The organism is Sphingomonas citri, from assembly GCF_019429485.1.
GTDB lineage: Bacteria > Pseudomonadota > Alphaproteobacteria > Sphingomonadales > Sphingomonadaceae > Sphingomonas > Sphingomonas citri.
Window position 1 is genome coordinate 274,747 of sequence record NZ_JAHXZN010000004.1, and the last position, 18,033, is coordinate 292,779.

Annotated in this window: 22 protein-coding genes; 12 read left to right on the forward strand and 10 right to left on the reverse strand. The window is 73.2% G+C overall.

What is annotated here, in order from left to right; genetic code table 11:
* Nucleotides 1-94 precede the first annotated feature (94 nt).
* The 3 genes from KZ820_RS13545 (at nt 95) to KZ820_RS13555 (ending at nt 2,610) form a co-directional block, all read left to right on the forward strand.
* Nucleotides 95-397: a hypothetical protein gene (locus KZ820_RS13545; protein ID WP_219749139.1), complete on the forward strand. Its 303-nt coding sequence runs from the start codon at nt 95-97 to the stop codon at nt 395-397.
* A 67-nt stretch (nt 398-464) separates the two neighbouring features.
* Entirely contained in the window at nt 465-2,231 is a 1,767-nt protein-coding gene (gene ggt, locus KZ820_RS13550) for a gamma-glutamyltransferase (RefSeq protein ID WP_219749140.1), read from the forward strand.
* Nucleotides 2,232-2,292: 61 nt separating this feature from the next.
* The gene (locus tag KZ820_RS13555; RefSeq protein ID WP_219749141.1) at nt 2,293-2,610 is read left to right on the forward strand and encodes a hypothetical protein; all 318 of its coding nucleotides are present in this window, start codon (nt 2,293-2,295) and stop codon (nt 2,608-2,610) included.
* A 35-nt stretch (nt 2,611-2,645) separates the two neighbouring features.
* On the opposite strand, the gene KZ820_RS13560 is transcribed toward KZ820_RS13555, so the two are convergent.
* Entirely contained in the window at nt 2,646-2,945 is a 300-nt protein-coding gene (locus KZ820_RS13560; RefSeq protein WP_219749142.1) for a hypothetical protein, read from the reverse strand.
* Entirely contained in the window at nt 2,942-3,118 is a 177-nt protein-coding gene (locus KZ820_RS13565; RefSeq protein ID WP_183923801.1) for a hypothetical protein, read from the reverse strand. Before KZ820_RS13565 ends, KZ820_RS13560 begins: the two co-directional genes overlap by 4 nt.
* A gap of 86 nt (nt 3,119-3,204) precedes the next feature.
* On the opposite strand from KZ820_RS13565, the gene KZ820_RS13570 reads away from it, so the two are divergent.
* From KZ820_RS13570 to KZ820_RS13585, 4 genes are all read left to right on the forward strand, one after another.
* Nucleotides 3,205-3,819 (forward strand): S24 family peptidase, encoded by a 615-nt coding sequence (locus KZ820_RS13570; protein WP_219749143.1) that lies wholly within the window; start codon nt 3,205-3,207, stop codon nt 3,817-3,819.
* Between the two features lie 88 nt (nt 3,820-3,907).
* Nucleotides 3,908-5,188, forward strand: coding sequence for an MFS transporter (locus KZ820_RS13575; protein WP_219749144.1), 1,281 nt, complete (start codon nt 3,908-3,910; stop codon nt 5,186-5,188).
* Nucleotides 5,185-6,309: a metallophosphoesterase family protein gene (locus tag KZ820_RS13580; RefSeq protein ID WP_219749145.1), complete on the forward strand. Its 1,125-nt coding sequence runs from the start codon at nt 5,185-5,187 to the stop codon at nt 6,307-6,309. Before KZ820_RS13575 ends, KZ820_RS13580 begins: the two co-directional genes overlap by 4 nt.
* Entirely contained in the window at nt 6,306-7,556 is a 1,251-nt protein-coding gene (locus KZ820_RS13585; protein WP_219749146.1) for an arsenic transporter, read from the forward strand. The genes KZ820_RS13580 and KZ820_RS13585 overlap by 4 nt, the downstream gene beginning before the upstream one ends.
* A gap of 149 nt (nt 7,557-7,705) precedes the next feature.
* On the opposite strand, the gene KZ820_RS13590 is transcribed toward KZ820_RS13585, so the two are convergent.
* From KZ820_RS13590 to ispH, 6 genes are all read right to left on the reverse strand, one after another.
* Complete coding sequence (locus KZ820_RS13590) at nt 7,706-8,749, reverse strand: rod shape-determining protein (protein ID WP_308462227.1); 1,044 nt, start codon at nt 8,747-8,749, stop codon at nt 7,706-7,708.
* Between the two features lie 161 nt (nt 8,750-8,910).
* Complete coding sequence (locus KZ820_RS13595; protein WP_258048154.1) at nt 8,911-9,621, reverse strand: spermine/spermidine synthase domain-containing protein; 711 nt, start codon at nt 9,619-9,621, stop codon at nt 8,911-8,913.
* An 8-nt stretch (nt 9,622-9,629) separates the two neighbouring features.
* Nucleotides 9,630-9,836, reverse strand: a complete 207-nt coding sequence (locus KZ820_RS13600) for a cold-shock protein (protein ID WP_219749147.1) — start codon at nt 9,834-9,836, stop codon at nt 9,630-9,632.
* A gap of 454 nt (nt 9,837-10,290) precedes the next feature.
* Nucleotides 10,291-10,749 carry a ribonuclease HI gene (gene rnhA / locus KZ820_RS13605; protein WP_219749148.1) on the reverse strand — a complete coding sequence of 153 codons (459 nt, stop codon included), beginning with the start codon at nt 10,747-10,749 and terminating at the stop codon, nt 10,291-10,293.
* Complete coding sequence (gene thrB / locus KZ820_RS13610; RefSeq protein ID WP_219749149.1) at nt 10,746-11,699, reverse strand: homoserine kinase; 954 nt, start codon at nt 11,697-11,699, stop codon at nt 10,746-10,748. Before thrB ends, rnhA begins: the two co-directional genes overlap by 4 nt.
* 259 nt (nt 11,700-11,958) lie before the next feature.
* Nucleotides 11,959-12,924, reverse strand: a complete 966-nt coding sequence (ispH, locus tag KZ820_RS13615; RefSeq protein WP_219749150.1) for a 4-hydroxy-3-methylbut-2-enyl diphosphate reductase — start codon at nt 12,922-12,924, stop codon at nt 11,959-11,961.
* Between the two features lie 146 nt (nt 12,925-13,070).
* Between ispH and KZ820_RS13620 the strand changes: the two genes are divergently transcribed.
* The 5 genes from KZ820_RS13620 to grpE all read left to right on the forward strand — a co-directional run bounded on the left by KZ820_RS13620 (nt 13,071) and on the right by grpE (nt 17,441).
* A complete protein-coding gene (locus KZ820_RS13620) occupies nt 13,071-13,721 on the forward strand; it encodes a hypothetical protein (protein ID WP_373369026.1) in 651 nt (216 codons plus the stop codon).
* 128 nt (nt 13,722-13,849) lie between these two features.
* Nucleotides 13,850-14,218 (forward strand): hypothetical protein, encoded by a 369-nt coding sequence (locus KZ820_RS13625; protein ID WP_219749151.1) that lies wholly within the window; start codon nt 13,850-13,852, stop codon nt 14,216-14,218.
* A gap of 308 nt (nt 14,219-14,526) precedes the next feature.
* On the forward strand, nt 14,527-15,549 hold the full coding sequence (gene ruvB, locus KZ820_RS13630; RefSeq protein ID WP_219749152.1) for a Holliday junction branch migration DNA helicase RuvB: 1,023 nt from the start codon (nt 14,527-14,529) through the stop codon (nt 15,547-15,549).
* 252 nt (nt 15,550-15,801) lie between these two features.
* Nucleotides 15,802-16,845, forward strand: a complete 1,044-nt coding sequence (hrcA, locus tag KZ820_RS13635) for a heat-inducible transcriptional repressor HrcA (protein WP_219749227.1) — start codon at nt 15,802-15,804, stop codon at nt 16,843-16,845.
* A 44-nt stretch (nt 16,846-16,889) separates the two neighbouring features.
* Nucleotides 16,890-17,441 (forward strand): nucleotide exchange factor GrpE, encoded by a 552-nt coding sequence (grpE, locus tag KZ820_RS13640; protein WP_219749153.1) that lies wholly within the window; start codon nt 16,890-16,892, stop codon nt 17,439-17,441.
* A 40-nt stretch (nt 17,442-17,481) separates the two neighbouring features.
* On the opposite strand, the gene KZ820_RS13645 is transcribed toward grpE, so the two are convergent.
* Nucleotides 17,482-17,736, reverse strand: a complete 255-nt coding sequence (locus KZ820_RS13645; protein ID WP_219749154.1) for a BrnA antitoxin family protein — start codon at nt 17,734-17,736, stop codon at nt 17,482-17,484.
* Nucleotides 17,720-18,025 carry a BrnT family toxin gene (locus KZ820_RS13650; protein WP_308462228.1) on the reverse strand — a complete coding sequence of 102 codons (306 nt, stop codon included), beginning with the start codon at nt 18,023-18,025 and terminating at the stop codon, nt 17,720-17,722. The genes KZ820_RS13645 and KZ820_RS13650 overlap by 17 nt, the downstream gene beginning before the upstream one ends.
* Nucleotides 18,026-18,033: the final 8 nt, after the last annotated feature.

The window sequence follows — 18,033 nt, forward strand, 5'->3', positions numbered from 1 at the left end:
GGGGTGGGGCCTCGCCGCGAACGTAACGCTCGCGGAGAGGCCCCACCCCACCCCCCCCTGAAGGGGAGGGAGCTTCAGAAACAGGAGACTCGACATGCCCGGCACCATCGCCGCCACGGTGATCATGAAGGCGCGCAAGAAGATCGCATGGCACTTCCTTTCGGCGGGGGCGACCACCGCGGCCACCGCGACCGCGTTCGAGCGGCCCGCGACGCGCCTCGGCGGCGAGGAGTTCGACCGCATGCTGGCGTTCGGTGCGCTCGAGAAGACCGAGGACGGGCGCTACTGGCTCCACCGTCGCCGCTACGCCGACTATCGCAAGGAGTCGCTGGCGCGCGTGCTCGGCTATCTCGCGCTCGCCGGCTTCGCCGCCGCGGGGGCGATCGCGCTCGGCTGAGCCGCGCGGTGGACGCTGCCGCCGCCCGCCGCTATCCGCGCCGCTTCGGATAGCGGAAGGAACGGCCATGGCAGCGCGCGCGAGCTCGTGGGGAACAAGCGTCGCGCTGGCGCTGGCGGCGCTGCTCGGCAGCTGCGCGACGCCGCCGCCCGCGGCGCGCGAGCCGGCGCCGTCTGCCGCCCCGGCGCCCGCTACCGCGGCGACGGCTACCCGGCCGCAGCTCTTCGTCGTCGCCGCCAACCCGCTCGCCGCCGACGCCGGGCTCGCGGTGCTGCGCCGCGGCGGCTCGGCGGTGGACGCCGCGATCGCGGTGCAGGCGATGCTGTCGCTGGTCGAGCCGCAGAGCTCGGGCATGGGCGGCGGCGCCTTCATGACCTATTACGACGCCGCCAGCACGCAGGTGACCGTCTACGACGGGCGCGAGACCGCGCCCGCCGGCGCCACGCCCGACATGTTCCTCGACGACGGCGGCAAGCCGCTGCCCTTCGCCACCGCGGTGCTGAGCGGGCGCGCCACCGGCGTGCCCGGCGCGGTGAAGATGCTCGCCGAGGCGCATCGCCGCCACGGCGCGCTGCCGTGGCGCGACCTGTTCGGCGACGCCGAGCGTACCGCGCGCGACGGCTTCCTGGTCTCGCCGCGGCTCGGCCGCTTCCTGGCGAGCGGGCGCTTCCCCGAGTCGAACGCGCCCGACGTGCTCGCCTATTTCGCGCGCCCGGGCGGCGGGCTGCTGCGCCCCGGCGAGCGGCTGCGCAACCCGGCCTATGCCGGTTTCCTCCGAAGGCTCGCCACGCAGGGGCCGAACGCACTCTACGCCGGTGAGACCGCGCGGCGGATCGTCGCGCGAGTCCACGAGGGCGCGCTCGCGGGGAGCATGACCCTCGGCGACCTCGCCGCCTATCGCCCGGTGGTGCGCCAGCCGCTGTGCGCGCCCTATCGCGTGCTGCTGGTCTGCGCGCCGCCCCCGCCCGCCAGCGGGGTGGGGCTGCTCGAGCTGCTCGGCCTGCTCGAGCGCACCGACGTGGCGCGCTATGGCGCGGACGACCCGCGCGGCTGGTTCCTCTTCGCCGAGGCGAGCCGGCTGATGTACGCCGACCGCGACCGCTACGTCGGCGACCCCGCCTTCGTCGACGTGCCCGTCGCCGGGCTGCTCGCCCCCGCCTATCTCGACCGCCGCGCTCGGCTGATCGGGGAGCGCGCCGGCGCCGCGCCCGCGCCCGGCCAGCCCGAGGGCGCGGCACCGCGCGGCGTCGACCGCACGCTCGAGCCGACCGGCACCTCGCATTTCGTCGTTGGTGACGCGCGCGGCAACGTGGTGTCGATGACGACCACGGTGGAGTCGATCTTCGGCTCCGGGCGGATGGTCGACGGCTTCTTCCTCAACAACCAGATGACCGACTTCTCCTTCAGCCCGCGCGACGCCGACGGCCGCGTCGCCGCCAATGCGGTGGCCGCGGGCAAGCGCCCGCGCTCGTCGATGACGCCGCTGATCCTGCTCGACCGCCAGCGCCACTTCGCCGGCGCGGTCGGCTCGGCGGGGGGCAACGCGATCCTGGCCTATGTCGGCAAGGCGGTGGTCGGCGCGGTCGACTGGGGGCTGACGATGCAGCAGGCGCTGGCGCTGCCCAACCTGATCGCGCGCGGCGAAACCTTCCAGGGCGAGGCCGACAAGTTCGCGCCCGCGGTGCGCAACGGGCTCGCCGCGCGCGGCGTGACGGTGCGGCCGGGGCAGGGCGAGGATTCGGGGCTGCACGGCGTGATCGTGCGCGACGGCCGGCTCGACGGCGGCTACGACCCGCGGCGCGAGGGCAAGGTGGCGCTGGCGCCTGCGGACTGAGGCGCCGGCCTTTTCAGCGCATTAACCATAGACTTACCATTGCCTGGCTAGGGACAGGCACATGGTCGCCGATGTCCTCACCCGCTCCGCCGCCGCCCCCTTCGCCGCGGCCCCGCTCTCTGGCCTGGCCGACGCGTGGCGCCGGCTGCGGCGCCGCGACGAGCGCCGCGTGCGCGACGCCGCCGGTGCGGTGCCGGCGTGGCTGGCACCGCCGCCCGAGCGCCCGCTGCCGCGCGACCTCGACCTGCCGCTGCGCCTGTTCGACCCCGCCGCGCTCGCACGCGCCACGCCCGAGGCGGCACCCGCGCCGCGCGCGATGGCGCTGGAGCCGCTGCTGCTCGACGAGACGCTGCAACGGCTTCGCCTTCTGGTGGCGTGAGCGACGGCGTAAGCCTTGCCTGACCGGCGGACGACCTAACCCGCCGCCACCGTCACCCCTTCCAACCGCGCGTGCGTCGCGCCCGACTCGCGCGCGCGCGCCACCACGCGCAGCTCCGCCAGTACATGGCCCGGCAGCGCGAGCGCGTCGGCGTCGAGCGAGTCGAGCCAGGCGTCGAGCCGCGGGTCGCTGCGCCCCGCCAGCACCAGTTCGTGCCGGTCGCCGGTGAAGGTCGCGCTGTGCCACGCCACCGCGCGATGGCGCTCGATCGCCACCGTCGCGCCCGCGCGCGCCGCGGATCGCGCCAGCGCGCGCTGCAGACGCCCCGCGCTCATCGCACACCCGCGCGCAGCACCGCCTCGATCCGCCGCCTCATCCGCTCGCCCGGCACGCGGCCGCAGCGCAGGTCGCGGACCAGCCGCGGGTCGTTGACCGTTCGTCGCCCGAACGTGGTCGGTGCGACGCCGGTGCGGCGCAGATAGCGCTCGATCTCCAGCAACAGACTCATCGATACATCTCCCTCGACTCACCCGTTCTTCATCTGTTCTCACTTTTCCAACTTGTCGAGGAAAAATCCTCAGGCTAGGGTCGCGCATGGCTGAGACCCCGCAGCAGGCGCTCACGCGTGCCGCCGCCGAGCGCGGCGTGGCGCTCTCCGCGCTGTCGCGGATGATCGGGCGCAATCAGGCCTATCTCAGCCAGTTCGTGCTGCGCGGCTCGCCGCGGCGACTGCCCGAGCGCGAGCGCCGGTTGCTCGCCGACTTCCTCGCGCTGGATGAGGCGGCGCTGGGCGCAGCCCCGCGCGAGGAGGACGTGGCGGTGCCGTGGCTGGCGGTGCGCGCCGCGGCGGGGCACGGGCGCGTGGCGGAGGAGCGCCTGCTCCGCACCGAGCCGGTGCCGCGCGCGCTGATGCGCGCCGCCGGGATCACTCCCGCTGCCGCCTCGCTGATCACGGTGGCGGGCGAGTCGATGGCGCCGACCCTACGCGACGGCGACCGGCTGCTCGTCGACACCGCCGACCGGCGCCCCTCCGCTGGCGGCGCGATCTACGTCATCCGCCGCGACGAGGAACTGGCGGTCAAGCGGCTGATCCCGGAAGGCGCGACTGTCGCGGTGCACAGTGACAATCCCGACTGGCCGACGCTGCGGGTCGCGACGCGCGCGCTCGTCGTGGTCGGGCGCGCGCGGCTGCTCACCCGCATGCTCTGACGCTGCCACGCCGCTGACATAAATCAGTGCCGATACGGATATTTCAAACGATTGCTGGGTTAGGGGCCGCACGATCCCGGAGGCGGCGATGGCGACGGCAGCAGGCGAGATATCCGGGGCAATCCGCGACGAGGACGCCGATCGGTCGCGCGCCACCCGCGCGCTCCAGGCGCTCAACTTCTTCATGGCGGACATGCAGGCCGGCATCGGGCCGTTCCTCGGCGTGTTCCTGCAGCAGCGCGGCTGGACCGCCGGGCCGATCGGCACGGTGATGACGGTCGGCGGGGTCGCGGGCATGGTGATGACGGTGCCGGCCGGGGCGATGATCGATGCCACCGAGAAGAAGCGGCTGATCGTGATCGTCACCGGCATCTGCACGGTGATGGCCTCGTTCCTGATCCTGCTGTCGCAGTCGGGCTGGGTGGTCACGGTGAGCCAGGTCGCCACCGCGATCGCGGGCGCCGCGATCGGTCCGGCGGTGACGGGGATGACGCTCGGCATCGTCCGCCAGCGCGGCTTCAACGCGCAGAACGGGCGCAACCAGGCGTGGAACCACGCCGGCAATATGGTGGGCGCAGGCCTGTCGGGCTGGCTGGGCTGGCGCTTCGGCATGCCCGCGATCTTCTACCTCGCCGCCGCCTTCGGATTGCTCGCGATCCTGTGCGTGCTGAGCATCCCCGAGCGCGCGATCGACCATGACGCCGCGCGCGGGCTGGAGACGAAGGGCGAGGACGCGGACGCGGCCGGTGCGGCGCAGGGCTTCCGCGCCCTGCTCGACAACCGCCCGATGCTGATCCTGGCGGCGGCGCTCGCCTGCTTCCACCTCGGCAACGGCGCGATGCTGCCGCTCTATGGCCTGGCGGTGGTGGGCGCTGGCAAGGGCAACCCGGCGCTGTTCACCGCCACCACGGTGATGGTGGCGCAGGGCGTGATGGTGATCACCTCGCTGCTGGCGATGCGGATGGCGGCGGGGCGCGGCTATTGGCTGGTGCTGCTGATCTCCTTCGCCGCGCTGCCGCTGCGCGGCGCGCTCGCAGGCAGCTTCATCGAGCATTGGGGGGTGTGGCCGGTACAGGCGCTCGACGGCATCGGCGCCGGGCTGCAGAGCGTCGCGGTGCCGGGGCTGGTCGCCTGCCTGCTCGACGGCACCGGGCGGGTCAACGTCGGCCAGGGCGCGGTGATGACGGTGCAGGGCGTCGGCGCCTCGCTCAGCCCGGCGATCGGCGGGTGGCTGGCGCAGGCGCTGGGCTATCGCGTCGCCTTTTACGTGCTCGGCAGCTTCGCGCTCGCCAGCCTGGCGCTGTGGATCGGCTTCGCCGCGGTGCTGCGCCCCGCCTGCGCCGGCGCGCGCGAGGAGCAGGCGGCGTGACCGGCAGCATCACCTGGGTCCATGTCGGCGACCTCCACGCCGACGCCGCCGATCGGTGGGAGGGACCGCGCCGGCTGAAACGGGTCGTCCGGCAGCTCGCCGCGGTGCCCGCGGGAATCGACTTCCTGTTCCTGCCGGGCGACAACGCCAACCATGCGAGAGCCGTGCAATATGACGTCATCCGCACGGCGCTCGCGCGGAATCGCCTGCCCGTGCTGACGATCCCGGGCGACCATGATTTCGAGGACGGCACCCTGGCGGCCTATCGCGCGGGCACGCCGCAGGACTGGCGCCCGTTCAGCCGAGTCATCGCGGGGCATCGCTGCCTCTTCCTCGACATCGTGAGCGCCGGCGCGGGCGGCCCCGACTTCCGGCTCGGCGCGGGCCAGCGCGACCGGCTGGCGCGCGCGCTCGCGGAGAGCGACGACGACGCCGCGCTCACCCCGCTGGTGTTCATGCACGCCTTCCCGTCCGACCTCGCCGACGGCGGCGAGGCGCTGGCGACGCTGTTCGCCGACGCCGGGGTCGCCTTCGTCGACACCGGCCACACCCATTACAACGAGCTGCTCAACGACGGCCGCACCGTCTATGGCGCGACGCGGTCGAGCGCGCAGATCGAGGAGGCGGGCGGCGTACCCGGCTATTCGATGGTGAGCGTCCACCACGGCGTGCCGAGCTGGACCTTCCGCCCGCTCGACGCCGCCTGGCCGCACGTCCAGATCCTGTCCCCCGCCGACGTGCGGCTGGTGACCCGGCCCTATCATCCCTGCCACGTCCCCGCGCCCGGCCCGGTCGAGGTGGTCGCGCGCGTGCTGGGGCGGGGCGCCGCCGCGCCGACGGTCCGGTTCGGCGGGCGCGACTGGCCGATGGTGCCCGATGCTGGCCACGCCGCAACCTGGCGCGCCATGATCGAGATGCCGTGCGCCGGGCTCCACTGCCTCGAGGTGACGAGCGGCGACGCCTGCGACCGGATCGAGGTGCTGGTGCGCGAGCGCAAGGACGCGCCAAAGCGCGGCCGGCCGGTCGCGCCCGGCAACGCGGTCCACTCGATCGGCGCGTGGGAGTCGCGCCACCTGTTCGGCACGCGGCTCGGCCCCAACGCCAACGGCGGGCCCTGGTGATCCTCGGCGCCGGGGCGACCTGGGGGATCTGCGCCGCCGCCACCGCGGCGGTGATCGCGCGCCCGTTCCGCTGGCCCGAGGCGATCTGGGCGGTCGCGGGCGCCGCGCTGCTGCTGCTGCTCGGGCTGATGCCGTGGCAGGCGGCGCTGGGCGCGGTGGCGAAGGGCGGCGACGTCTACCTCTTCCTCATCGGCATGATGCTGCTGAGCGAGACCGCCCGCGAGCAGGGCCTGTTCGACTGGGTCGCGGCCGCCGCGGCGGTGCGCGCGCGCGGCTCGCCGCGGCGGCTGTTCGCTCTGGTCTATGCCACCGGCATCGTCACCACCACCTTCCTGTCGAACGACGCCACCGCGGTGGTGCTGACCCCCGCGGTCTATGCCGCGGCGCGCAAGGCCAGGGCGGACCCGCTGCCGCTGCTGTTCGCCTGCGCGCTGATCGCCAACGCGGCCAGCTTCGTGCTGCCGATCTCCAATCCCGCCAACCTCGTCCTGTACGGCGGCAGGATGCCGCCGCTGGGGGAATGGTTCGGGTCCTTCGCGCTGCCCTCGCTCGCGGCGATCGGCGTGACCTTCGTCGCGCTGCGCTGGGCCGAGCGCGCGCGACTGACGGGCGGCTGCGCCACCGACGTCGCGCCGACGACGCTCTCCGCGGGCGGCCGCGCCGCGCTGGCGGGGATCGCGGCGACCGCGCTGCTGCTGCTGGTGGTGTCGGCGCGCGACCTGCCGCTCGGGCTGCCGACCTGCGTCGCCGGCGCGGTGACGACGCTGCTGGTATGCGCGCTGGCGCGGCGCTCGCCGCTGGCGCTGGCGCGGCAGGTGTCGTGGAGCGTGCTGCCGCTGGTCGCCGGGTTGTTCGTGCTGGTCGAGGCGCTCGATCGCACCGGCGTGATCGCGCAGGTCGCCGCGGCGCTGCGCGCCACCGCGGCCGACCCGGTGCGCGGCGCGGCGGTGGCGGGGACGGTGCTGGCGTTCGGCTCCAACCTGATGAACAACCTGCCCGCCGGGCTGGTCGCCAGCACAGCGGTGGCGCAGGCGCACCCGCCGCGGCTGGTGGTGGACGCGCTGCTGATCGGCGTCGACCTCGGCCCCAATCTCTCGATCACGGGCAGCCTCGCGACGATCCTGTGGCTGCAGGCGATCCGGCGCGAGGGCGAGGACGTCGGCTTCTGGCGATTTTTGAAGGTAGGGGCGGTGACGATGATCCCGGCGCTGGCGGCGGCGCTCGGCGCGCGGCTGCTGATCGGATAGGTCGGATAGGGGGGCGTCGCTTGAAAAAGCCCCTCCCCTTCAGGGGAGGGGTTGGGGTGGGGGGCTTCCGCAAGGGCAGTGTTCGCGGAACCGCCCCATCCGGGCCCCTCCCTGAAGGGGAGGGTGAGTTCCGCTCCACCCGCCCCCCCTCACCCCTGCGACAGCGCGTCGCGCAACCGCGGGTCCTCCAGCGCCAACCCGGCGCCGACCGCGACGCACAGCAGCGGCGAGTCGGCCACCACCACCGGCAGCCCGGTCGCGGCGCTGAGCACCTCGTCGAGCCGGGTCAGCATCGCGCCGCCGCCGGTCATGACGATCCCCTGCTCGACCACGTCGGCGGCGAGCTCGGGCTTGATATGGCCGAGCGTGCGCAGCACCGTCTCGACGATCTGGCCGACCAGGTCGGCGAGCGCGTCGGCGACCTCGCCCTCGGTGATGGTGATCTCCTTGGGGATGCCGTTGACGAGGTCGCGCCCCTTAACGCGCATCGGCCGGTCCGCCTCGTCGCCGGGGCGGCTGGCGGAGCCGATCGTCAGCTTGATCCGCTCGGCCGTCGCCTCGCCGATCATCAGATTGTGGCGACGGCGGACGTGCGAGGCGATCGCGTCGTCCAGCTTGTCGCCGCCGACGCGAACCGAGCTGCTGTACGCCAGCCCGCTCAGCGACAGCACCGCGACCTCGGTGGTGCCACCGCCGATGTCGACCACCATCGAGCCGGTCGGCGCGGTGATCGGCAGCCCGGCGCCGAGCGCGGCGGCGAGCGCCTCCTCGATCAGCCGCACCTCGGAGGCGCCCGCGCTCAGCGCCGCCTGGCGGATCGCGCGGCGCTCGACCTGGGTCGAGCCGGTCGGGATCGAGATCACCATACCGGGCCGGCGCTGGAGCCGGCCGCGCCCGCCGTGGACCTTGTCGATGAAGTGCTTGATCATCTGCTCGGCGACGTCGAGGTCGGCGATCACGCCGTCGCGCAGCGGGCGGATGGTGCGGATATGCTCAGGCGTCTTGCCCATCATCAGCTTGGCGTCGGACCCGACCGCGAGCACGCGCGTGACCCCGTCGCGCTCCTCGACCGCGACGACCGAGGGCTCGTCGATGACGATGCCGCGCCCGGCGACGTGGACCAGCGTGTTGACGGTGCCGAGGTCGACCGCGAGGTCGTGCGAGCGAAGGCCGAGGATAGAGGGTAAGCGCACGGGCACCGTTCTCTCGATGATGTCGGCGGCGCGCTGCCAACAAGGGGGCTCAAGGGTCTGGCGCGGCTCGCGACTTTCGCCTCACCCGTCAATGCGCTTGCGATCAGCGGCGGGTGGCGGGCGGCAGGTGGCGGGCGCCACCCGCCACCCGCCGCTGTGGGTCAGCGGGTAGCGAGCCAGATCGTGTGCGGCGGCGCCTCGCCGTGGCCGTCGGGATCGACCGTGGCGACGTCGACGGCGAAGCCTGCGGCGCGCAGGCGCCCGGTGAAGTCGGCGTCCGCAAAGGCCGACCAGACCGCGAGCACGCCGCCGGGGCGGAGCGCGGCGCGCGCGGCGCGAAGCCCCCAGTCGCAGTAGAGCCGCTCGTTGGCGAGGTGGATCAGGCCCTCGGGGCCGTTGTCGACGTCGAGCAGGATCGCGTCGAAGCGCGCCTCCTGCTGAAGGATGACGTCGTGGACGTCGCCGACGACCAGCGACACGCGCGGGTCGGCGAGCGACTCGCCGTGGATGTGGCGCAGCGGCCCGGTCGCCCAGGCGACCACCTCGGGGACGAGCTCGGCGACAGTGATCCTCGCCTCGCGCGGCAGCACGGCGCGCGCCGCGGCCAGGGTGAAGCCCATGCCGAGCCCGCCGATCAGCACGCGCGGCGCGGGGCCGAGTCCGCGCAGCGCGAGGGTGGCGAGCGCCTCCTCGGAGCGGACTGCCCAGCTGCCCATCAGCTGCTCGTCGCCGAACAGGATTTCGTAATCCTGTTCGTGGCGCCGCAGGTGGAGCTGGCCGCCGTCGGGCAGCTCGGCGGTGTCGACGAGGACGCCCCAGGGGCCGTCCGCGTCGACGTCGGGCGTGCCGAGGGCCGCCCCGGCCACCGCCATCGCGCGGCTCAGGCGGACTGGAGGTTGACGGCCGAGACCTTGCCGCGCCGGTCGGTCTCGAGCTCGTAGCTGACGCGCTGGTCCTTATCGAGCGTGCGCAGGCCGGCGCGCTCGACCGCGCTGATGTGGACGAAGGCGTCGGTGCCGCCGTCCTCCGGCGCGATGAAGCCATAGCCCTTGTCGGCGTTGAAGAATTTGACGGTGCCGGTGATCATGGGGGCGTCCTTCATCCCAGGTGACGGGGCTGCCACGGGAGCGGCACCCCGGCTTCGTTTGGCTTGAAAGGGATATGGGGAGGCGAGAGCGGCCCGAGATCCGTCGCATGCGACGTCGCCGGACCGCGATAGGGCGGTGGGTTGGGGAAAGATAGGCGGAATCGGTGGGGTGGCGAACAGTGAAGGCCAGGCAGCGTCGGAGCGGGATCCACCGTGCTGCGCTCGCAGCTTAGCTCTGCCCCATTTCTCCGTCATCGCGGACGTGGTCCGGGATCCACCGTGCCGCGTACCGTCAAGGCGTCGCTCTCGCGGAGGTGTGGATCCCGGACCAAGTCCGGGATGACGGAAGGCGAGGAGCGTCGCCGACGTTTCGCGCAGGAAGCCCGGAAGGGTGTCGATGACCTTCCGGCTGATGGTCGACGCGCTCGTTGCCGTCAGGCCGACCCGCCGCTTCTCACCCCCGCTTGGCACGCCCCGCGGCCACCGCGGCGTCGCTGGCGAGCCGGTCGGCGCGCTCGTTCTCGGGGTGGCCGGCGTGGCCCTTCACCCACTCCCACTCGACCCGGTGCGGCTCGGCCGCGGCGAGCAGCGCCTGCCACAGCTCGGCGTTCTTGACCGGCTTCTTGTCCGCGGTCTTCCAGCCGTTCTTGCGCCAGCCGTGGATCCATTTGGTCAGCCCGTCCATGACGTAGCGGCTGTCGGTCATCAGCTTGACTCGGCACGGGCGGGTGAGCGCGTTCAGCCCCTCGATCGCGGCGGTCAGTTCCATGCGGTTGTTGGTGGTTACCGCGTCGCCGCCGGAGAGCTCCTTCTCGTGCGCGCCGCTGCGGATCACCACGCCCCAGCCGCCCGGGCCGGGGTTTCCCTTGCAGGCGCCGTCGGTGAACATCTCGACGAGGGTGAGTTCGGTCATGGGAAACAGTCCGGATGGGCCTCGTACCAGGCGAGGCGGTGGAGATAGGCGAGCGGGTCCTTGCGCGTCACCAGCGCGTCGGCGGGGGTGTGCAGCCAGTCCCACGCGCGGCTCAGCAGGAAGCGGACGCAGGCGCCGCGTGCGAGCAGCGGCAGCGCGGCGCGCTCGGCGGCGGAGAGCGGCGCCGCCGCGGCATAGCCGGCGAGCAGCGCCGCGCCCACCGCGGCGTCGACCGGCGCGCCGGCGGCGTCGAACGCCCAGGCCGAGTGCATCACCGCCAGGTCGTAGGCGGTGAGGTCGGTGCAGGCGAAGTAGAAGTCGATCAGTCCGGTGACCGCGTCGCCCAGCATCAGCACGTTGTCCGGGAAGAGGTCGGCGTGGATCGCGCCGCTCGGCAGGTCGCGCGGCCAGTCGCGCTCGATCGCGTCGAGCGCGTGCGCCACGCGATCGTACAGGCCGGGCCGGATCGTGTCGATGTCGCGCCCGCAGCGCTCGAGCAGCGGACGCCACGTCGCCAGCCCCATCGAGTTGGCGCGGGTCGGCGTGAAGTCGGCGAGCGCGACGTGCATCTCGCCCAGTGCGCGGGCGGCGGCGTTCGCCTGTGCCGGGCTGGGGTGCGACACCGAGACGCCGGGAAGGAAGCGGATCAGGCAGGCGGGGCGCCCGGCGAGCCGCTGGATCGCGACGCCGTCGCGGTCGGCGATCGCGGGGGGCACGGGCAGGCCCTTCGCGGCGAGGTGGTCGAGCAGCGCGAGGAAGAAGGGCAGGTCGTCGGCGGCCACGCGCTTCTCGTAGAGCGTGAGGATGAAGCGCGCGTCGGTGGTGTCGACGAGATAGTTGGAATTCTCCACTCCTTCGGCGATGCCCTTGGCCGAGACCAGGGCGCCTGCGTCGTAGCGCGCGAGGAAGGCGGCGAGCGCCTCGGCCGATACCTGCGTGTAGACTGCCACCTGCTGCCCCCTCGTGGCGGCCGTCCCAGCGCCCGCGGCCGGTTCGTTCGCGGAAGAGAGGAGGCCGGGTCAAGCCCGGAGGTGCGATTCTTGATGCGGTGCGGGCCGCTCCCGCGCCGTCACCCCGGCCTTGTTCCGGGGCCCACCTCCCCGCGTCCTCGCGCGCCGATGAACGTGCGGGACGGTGGATCCCGGAACACGTCCGCGATGACGGAACGTGGGTGAGGGCCGGGCGCGGGAAAGCCGGCAGCCCGCTCCGTTACGCCGCCGCCGCCTCCAGCCCGCGCGGCAGCTTGAAGGCGATCGTCTCGCGCGTGGTCTCCTCCTCGCGCTCGGTCACGTCGAAGCGGGTCGACAACCGGTCGACCAGCTCGCGCACCAGCAGCTCGGGCGCGGAGGCGCCGGCGGTGAGGCCCAGCGTGCCGACGCCGTCGAGGAACGCCCAGTCGAGGTCGGCGGCGCGCTGGATCAGCGCCGCGCGGATCCCCTGGCGCTCCGCCACCTCGACCAGGCGGAGCGAGTTGGACGAGTTGGGTGCGCCGATCACCAGCACCGCGTCGCACGCCGCCGCGATCGCCTTCACCGCGGCCTGGCGGTTCGAGGTGGCGTAACAGATGTCCTCGCCGTGCGGCGCCTGCACCAGCGGGAAGCGCGCGTGCAGCGCCGCCACCACCGCGGCGGTGTCGTCGACCGAGAGCGTCGTCTGGGTGAGGAAGGCGAGGTTCGCGGGATCGGCGGGGGCGAGCGCGGCGACGTCCTCCACCGTCTCGATCAGCGTCATCGCGCCGGCGGGCACCTGGCCGAAGGTGCCGATCACCTCGGGATGGCCGGCATGGCCGATGAACAGGATGTGCCGCCCCGCCGCGACCAGCCGCTCGGCCTGGCGATGGACCTTGGAGACGAGGGGGCAGGTCGCGTCGAGATAGTCGAGCCCGCGGTCTTGCGCCGCGGCGGGCACCGACTTGGGCACGCCGTGCGCGGAGAAGACCACGGGCGCGCCGTCGGGCACCTCGTCCAGTTCCTCGACGAAGATCGCACCCTTCGCCTTCAGCGAGTCGACCACGAACTTGTTGTGGACGATCTCGTGGCGGACATAGACGGGCGCGCCGTGCTTCTCGATCGCCAGCTCGACGATGCGGATCGCGCGGTCGACGCCGGCGCAGAAGCCGCGCGGGGCGGCGATCAGCAGCTCGAGCGGGCGGCGGGCGGGAACGGGTTCGGCCATGCGCCCGCGTCTACGCCAATGCTTGCTCCGGCGATAGTCGGTTCCTATGCTGCGGGCGTGACCGGGGCCGTTCGCGCGGCCCCGTTGTCGCATGTGCTGATTGTCGGGATACTCCTGTGAATTCTCCCACCGTGTCTCCTCCCGGCGTGCCTCTCCACCGCCCGCTCGCCGCGTCGCTCGTCCTCCTGCTCGCGGCGGGCTGCGCGCGCACCGGCGAGATCGACGTGTCGCGCGGCGGCGCGGGCATCACCGCGGTACGCTCGGCCTGCCCGACCGTGGCGGTCCCGGCGGGCACGGGTGACGTCACCCTGTTCGACCCGCCCGCCAGCCGCACCGCCAGCGCGATCGACACCGTGGCGACGATCAGCAACGTGCGCTCCACCTGCGACGACCAGGGCAGCGACGTGATCACGCGCGTCACCTTCGACGTGCGCGCGCGCCGCGTCCGCGCCGACTCGCCGCGCGACGTGACCTTGCCCTATTTCATCGCGATCACGCGCGGCGGCAGCTCGGTGGTGGCGAAGCGGCTCGGCCAGGTCGCGCTCCACTTCGACGCCGGCCAGCCGGTGGCTACCGCCTCGGCGGAGGCGACCAGCGCGGTGTCGCGCGCGGCCGCGACGCTGCCGTCCGAGGTGCGCGACCGGCTGACCAAGAAGCGCAAGGCGGGCGACGAGGACGCCGCGCTCGACCCGCTCGCCGACCCGCAGGTGCGCACCGCGGTCGCCTCGGCCAGCTTCGAGGCGCTGGTCGGCTTCCAGCTCACGCCCGATCAGCTGAAATATAACGCAACCCGCTGACGAGGCGGCATTTTCACATCTTCTGCGACGAGCCGAGTCGGAGCGGCGGCGAGCCGGTCACCTTTGAGCAACCATTTTCGGCCTAAGCCTTTGGTCGAAGGCGCCACCGGCGCGGCAAGGAGTTGTTCGTGACCGCATTGACGCCGCTGTTGTCCTCCTCGTCGCTGGCCGCCGCGGCCGCACCGACGACGCGCGCGGCGGTCCCGGCGGCGACCCCGCCGGCCGCGGCGCCGGCGTCGGATCGCACCATCGCGGCGCGGGTCGACTCGCAGGTGGCGGGGGGTGCGCTCAGCGCGGACGCGGGCGCATCGCTCAAGGACTTCTTCGGCGAGACCGGCGGGTCGGGATCGACCGGCAGCCTGATGCGCCGCGCCGACGCGCAGCTCGACCAGTTCGATCGCGTGCTCGACAAGTTGCGCTCCAGCCTCGGCAGCGGCGCCACCTACGGCAGCCTCACGCCGGGCAGCAGCGGGATGGTGGTCGACCGGCTGGCGTGAGCCGGCGGAGGCTGGTCCTCTTCCAGAAGCAGCGGTCTCTCGCGCTGGACCGAGACGGTGGGCCGCTGCCGCCGTCCCCTCGCATCATCGTCGCGCCTGCGTGGCGTCATCGTCCCTCTCCCTCCGTCATCCCCGCCTGCGCGGGGATGACGGAGGGGGGATGGCGGAAGGGGAGAGCCGGGATGACGACCACGGGGCAGGTCGCGCGCGCTCCTCGCCGGCCTTGCTCGCGCCTTCGCCAAGGCTTTGCCCTCGCGCCCACCCACCGGGGCTTTGCCCGCGCGCCGCCGCGCGCTACGGAACGAACAGTGACCGACGCCGACCGCCTGATCTCATCCACGCGCCGCGTCGAGGACGTCGACGCCGCGCTGCGCCCCAAGACGCTCGACGATTTCGTCGGCCAGAAGGCCGCGCGCGAGAATCTCCGGGTCTTCATCGACGCCGCGCGCGGCCGCGGCGACGCGCTCGACCATGTCCTGTTCTTCGGCCCGCCGGGGCTCGGCAAGACCACGCTGGCGCAGATCATCGCGCGCGAGATGGGGGTGGGCTTCCGCGCCACCTCGGGGCCGGTGATCGCCAAGTCCGGCGATCTCGCCGCGCTGCTGACCAACCTCGAGGACGGCGACGTGCTGTTCATCGACGAGATCCACCGGCTCCAGCCCGCGGTGGAGGAGGTGCTCTACCCCGCGATGGAGGACCGCGCGCTCGATCTGATGATCGGCGAGGGACCGTCGGCGCGCTCGGTGCGGATCGACCTGCCGCGCTTCACTTTGGTGGGCGCGACGACGCGGCAGGGGCTGCTCACCACGCCGCTGCGCGACCGGTTCGGCATCCCGGTGCGGCTGCAATTCTACACCGTCGAGGAACTCACGCGCGTGGTCGCGCGCGCGGCGGGGCTGCTCGAGCTCGGCATCGCGCCCGACGGCGCCGCCGAGATCGCGCGGCGCGCGCGCGGCACGCCGCGCATCGCCGGGCGCCTGCTGCGCCGCGTGCGTGACTTCGCCAATGTCGCCGGCGCGGCGACGGTCGACGCCGGTGTCGCCGACCGCGCGCTCAACCGGCTCGAGGTCGACAAGCTCGGGCTCGACGCGATGGACCGGCGCTATCTCTCGATGATCGCCGACGTGTACCGCGGCGGCCCGGTCGGGGTGGAGACGCTCGCCGCCGGGCTGAGCGAGCCGCGCGACACGATCGAGGAGGTGATCGAGCCTTATCTGATCCAGCTCGGGCTGGTGGCGCGCACCGCGCGCGGGCGCGTGCTCAACGCCGGCGGGTGGAAGCACCTGGGCTTGAACCCGCCCGCGGGGAGCCAGGACGGGCTGTTCGATTAAAGCGAGCGAAGATCCTCCCCGCGAGCGGGGAGGATTTGCCGTGGCGAGCGCTGTCCTACGCCACGCACGTCCGTCTACACCGCGCGGGTGACCGCTCGCTCCCTCCTCGCCCCGCGCCGCTCCCACCCGCGACTCAACATTCGCGCCGACACGCGCCGGCGACTCAACATTCGCAACATTCGCGCCCACCGCTCACCCGCCACCGCCCCGCGCCCGGTTGAGCCCGCCCCCGCCGCCGCCTACATTGCCGACGTGACGCCCTCGCCCCCGATCGCCGAGCTGACCGACCGCGCGCGCGACATCTTCCGCCGCGTCGTCGACGGCTATCTCCACAGCGGCCTGCCGGTCGGCTCCAAGGCGCTGGCGCAGGCGGGGCTCAACCTCTCGCCCGCGTCGATCCGCAACGTTCTCGCCCAGCTCGAGGCCGCCGGGCTGCTCGCGGCGCCGCACACCTCGGCAGGGCGGATGCCGACCGAGCGCGGCCTGCGGCTGTTCGTCGACGGCATGATGCAGGCGCGCGAACCCTCGATCGAGGAGCGCGCGCAGATCGAGGCGCGCGCCGCCGCCGCCGGGCCGGTGGAGGAGGCGCTCGCCGCCACCACCGCGGCGTTGTCGGGCCTGTCCGCCTGCGCCGGGCTGGTGATGGTGCCCAAGCGCGAGGCGGTGCTGCGCTCGATCGGCTTCGTCCCGCTCGGGCCGGCACAGGCGCTCGCGGTGCTGGTCGGCGAGGACGGCGCGGTGGAAAATCGCGTGATCGACCTGCCCGCCGCGCTCGATCCGTCGGCGCTGGTCGAGGCGGGCAATTACATGACCGCGACGCTCGGCGGGCTGACGCTCGCCGAGGCGCGCCAGCGGCTCGAGCGCGAGCTGGCCGACGGGCGCAGCGCGCTCGACGCCGCCGCGCGCGCGCTGGTGGAGCGCGGGCTGGCGGTGTGGAGCGAGGACGGCGCGCGCCGTCCGGTGCTGATCGTGCGCGGGCAGGGGCGGCTGCTCGACGACGCCGCCACCGCCGACCTGGAGCGCGTGCGCGGGCTGCTCGACGACCTCGAGGGCAAGCAGGAGATCGCCGCTCTGCTCGATTCGGCGCGCGCGGGCGACGCGACGCGGATCTTCATCGGCGCGGAGAACAAGCTGTTCGCGCTGTCGGGATCCTCGGTGATCGCCAAACCGTTCCGCGGGCATGACGGGCGCGTGGTCGGCGTGGTCGGGGTGATCGGGCCGACGCGGTTGAACTATGCGCGGGTCGTGCCCATGGTGGATTTCACCGCCGCCACGCTCGCCCGCCTGCTCGGGTGACGCGCGCGCCCGATGTTCGAGACGCTTGAGAAGACAGGGACAGAATGAGCGACCAACCGACTTCCGCCGACGACCTGCGCGAGGCCACCGCCGAGGCCGCGCCCGAGGTGGCCGAGCACGACACCCAGGCGCAGCGCATCGCCGAGCTGGAGGACCAGCTCGCCGCCGCGCGCCAGGAGACGCTGTACGCCCAGGCCGATATCCAGAACGTGCGCCGCCGCGCGGAGAAGGATGCCGCCGACGCGCGCGCCTATGCCGCCACCAATTTCGCGCGCGACGTGCTGTCGGTGAACGACAATCTCGAGCGCGCGCTGGCCGCGATCCCGGCCGAGCTGCGCGCCGACGACAAGTTCAAGGGTCTCGTCACCGGGCTGGAGGCGACCGGGCGCGAGCTGACCAACGTCTTCGCGCGCCACGGCTTGACCAAGATCGAGGCGATGGGCCAGCCGCTCGACCCCAACCGCCACCAGGCGATGGTCGAGATGCCGAGCGACGCCGAGCCGGGCACGGTGGTGCAGGAGATGCAGTCGGGCTGGATGATCAAGGACCGGCTGCTGCGCCCCGCGCTGGTCGGGGTGGCGAAGAAGCCGGAGTAAGGTGAGGGCGGGCGTTCGCGATCGTGGCGCCCGCCGACGCTCAGGGTCGCGCGGCGCGGAGCACCGCCGCCATCCGCGCTTCCCAGCCGTCACCGGTGGCGCGGAACGTGTCGACGACGTCGCGGGGGAGCGGGATCATGACCATGATGGTGTCGGGGGCAGGCGCCGCGGAGCGGGAAAAGGCGGCTGCGAAAGGCAACTCCTCGACCGGACGGGCGCGCGCGAAGTCGGCCTCGGTCCACTCCGGGTTATCGTCGTCGAACACGACGTCGTCGATCTCAGGCCGGTCGGACATGGCGCCGATACTCCTTGGTGCGGGCACGCCGCAGGCTGATTATCCGGAGGCGCTGCTCGCGCCATGTCACGGCCGCGCAATAGGGCAGGCCATCGATCAATCCGTAGAGCCGGTAGCGCGGCTCGTCGAAGCGAGGGTCAGCGATCGCCACGGTCTGCTCCATCTCCGCTGCCCGCCCCAGCGCGATCCCGTGCTTGGCGCGGTTGGCCGCATCCTTGGCGACATCATACTCGATCTCCACCGTCCATTGTAGCGGCAGAACACGTCGCCCCGGTGGACGCCGCCGCACCACCCGCT